This is a genomic window from Streptomyces sp. MBT65, from assembly GCF_016612545.1.
Taxonomy (GTDB): Bacteria; Actinomycetota; Actinomycetes; order Streptomycetales; family Streptomycetaceae; genus Streptomyces.
Genome location: NZ_JAENRY010000646.1, coordinates 1 through 2,349, shown reverse-complemented (window position 1 = coordinate 2,349; position 2,349 = coordinate 1). Strand labels below are relative to the sequence as shown.

Sequence of the window (2,349 nt, the reverse complement as noted above, 5' to 3'; positions counted from 1 at the left end):
GCCGCCGACCGGCGGATGCCCGCGCAGGGTCCGGACACAGTGACCGTGCCGGGTGTGGTGGCCGGCTGGACCGCGCTCGCGGAGGCGCACGGCACGCCCGGCGCGCTGGCCGCCGCACTGCGGGACGCCGCCGAACTGGCCGAGGACGGGGCCACGGTGTCGGCCGGTCTGGCGCGCGCCGCCCGCGAACGGGCCCCGCAGATCGCCGCCGACCCCGGGCTCTCCGCGCTGCTGACCGGCCCCGACGGCGTACCGCTCGACGAGGGCGACCCGCTCCCGCAGCCCCGGCTCGCCGCCGTACTGCGCACGCTCGCCGACGATCCGTCGTCCTTCTATCGGGGCGCGGTCGCCGAGGCGTTGGCGAACGGCCTGCGCCGGGCCGGGAGTTCACTCACCGCGGGCGATCTCGCTGCCCATCAGGCGGCGGACGTAGAGCCGTTGACGCTGGACGTGGCCGGAACCCGCTGGTGGACCGCGCCGCCGCCGAGCCAGGGAGCGAGCCTGCTCGCCGTACTCGAGACCGCCGCCTCAGTGGCGAAACTGTCCGAGCCGGAGCGCACCACCGCGCTGGCCGCCCGTTGCCAAGACGCCTCGGCGGCAAGGGACTTGCTGCTCGGTGATCCGCTCGGCCCGGCGCCCCTCGACCTGGACGGACTGCTGCACCCGGCCCCGCTCGCCGGTGCGGAGCCTCCCGAGCCGTCCTTCCGGCCCGCCGGGGACACCGTCGCGATCACCACCGTGGACGCGTCCGGGCTGGCGGTCTCCCTGATCCAGAGCGTCTACCAGACCTTCGGCTCCGGCATCTGCGACCCGGAGACCGGCATCGTGCTGCACAACCGCGGCTCGGCGTTCAGTCTGCTGCCCGGCCATCCGGCCCTCATCGGCCCCGGGTTGCGGCCTCCGCACACCCTGTGCCCGGTGCTCGGCCGGTCCGCCGAACTGCTGCTCGCGGCCGGTTGCCAGGGCGGTCGGGCGCAGCCTCAGATCCTCGCCCAGACCGTGCCCGACCTGATGGACCCTGCCGCCGATCCGGCCGCCGTACTGGACCGTCGTCGTGGCGCCGGGCCCCACCGATCTGGCCGGTCACACCCAGGCCGTACGACTGTCCGCCGGCGGTCGGCTGGACGGCGCCTCCGATCCCCGCGCCGACGGCGGCACCACCTTGGAAGGAAGTTCCCTGTGAGCACTCTCGCCCCCGAACCCGTACCGGCCGGCGTACCGCATCCGCTGGACCCGCTCACCGTCGCCGAACTCGCCACCGCCGTAGGGGTGTTGAGGGCCGACACCCGGGTCCCCGACGACTCGCGTTTCTGGGGTGTGGCGCTGGACGAGGACCATGCGCGCCGTGCCGCGCCCGGGGACACCCGGCGGGCCCGCGCGGTCGTGTTCTCCCCCTCCGTACGGCATGCCTTCGAGGTCGATCTCGAGCTCGGCGACAAGCCGCAGACCACCGCCTGGCGGGAGTTGGACGTCCGCAGTCCGGGCTGTTCCTCGGAGGAGGCGCGGCAGGCCGCCGCCGCCTGCCGCGCCGACCCGCGTTTCCGTGAGGCACTCGCGCTGCGCGGCATCCACGACGTGTCGCTGGTGATGGTGGACCCGGAGTCGATCGGCGGTTTCGAGCCGCCCGAGTACGCGGGCCGCCGGCTGACCTGGGGCAGCGTCTGGCATCGCACCGACGAGGACGACAACGGATACGCCCGCCCCGTGCAGGGAGTCGTGCCCATCATCGACATGGAGACGATGGAGATCCTGCACATCGAGGACCACGGGGTGATCCCGCTGTCGGAGGAGTCCGGCGTGTTCTCGGCCGGGACGGTGGCCGAACGCCCGGGGCTGAAGCCGCTGGAGGTCGTCCAGCCGGACGGTCCCAGCTTCACCGTCACCGGTCAACGGATCGACTGGCAGGGGTGGTCGGTCCGGGTCGGCTTCAGTCATCGCGAGGGGCTCGTGCTGCACGACCTCGCCTTCACCGCGGCCGGGAAGGGTCCTCGGCAGGTGATCCGGCGTGCGGCCGTCAACGAGATGTACGTCCCGTACTTCGACACCGCCTCCACCCAGTACCGCAAGAACTTCTTCGACTGGGGCGAGTACGGCGCGGGCCCGCTCACCAACTCCCTTGCCCTGGGCTGCGATTGCCTCGGTGTCATCCAGTACTTCGACGCAGCGGTGCTCGGCGGCGACGGCGTCCCCCGGCTCATCCCCAACGCCGTCTGCGTGCACGAGGAGGACGACGGCATCCTCTGGAAGCACCACGACGGCCGCACCGGCCGTACGGAGGTGCGCCGTTCGCGCCGGCTGATCATCTCGGCGTTCGCGACCGTCGCCAACTACGACTACGGCTTCTACTGG

At 73.0% G+C, this 2,349-nt stretch carries 1 protein-coding gene; it reads left to right on the top strand.

Features of this window, described 5'->3' with window-relative positions; all coding sequences use genetic code 11:
* Positions 1–39: 39 nt before the first annotated feature.
* The coding region (locus JHN63_RS51300) for a gamma-glutamyltransferase (protein ID WP_307782199.1) at positions 40–2,349 on the top strand (2,310 nt) is incomplete at its 3' end.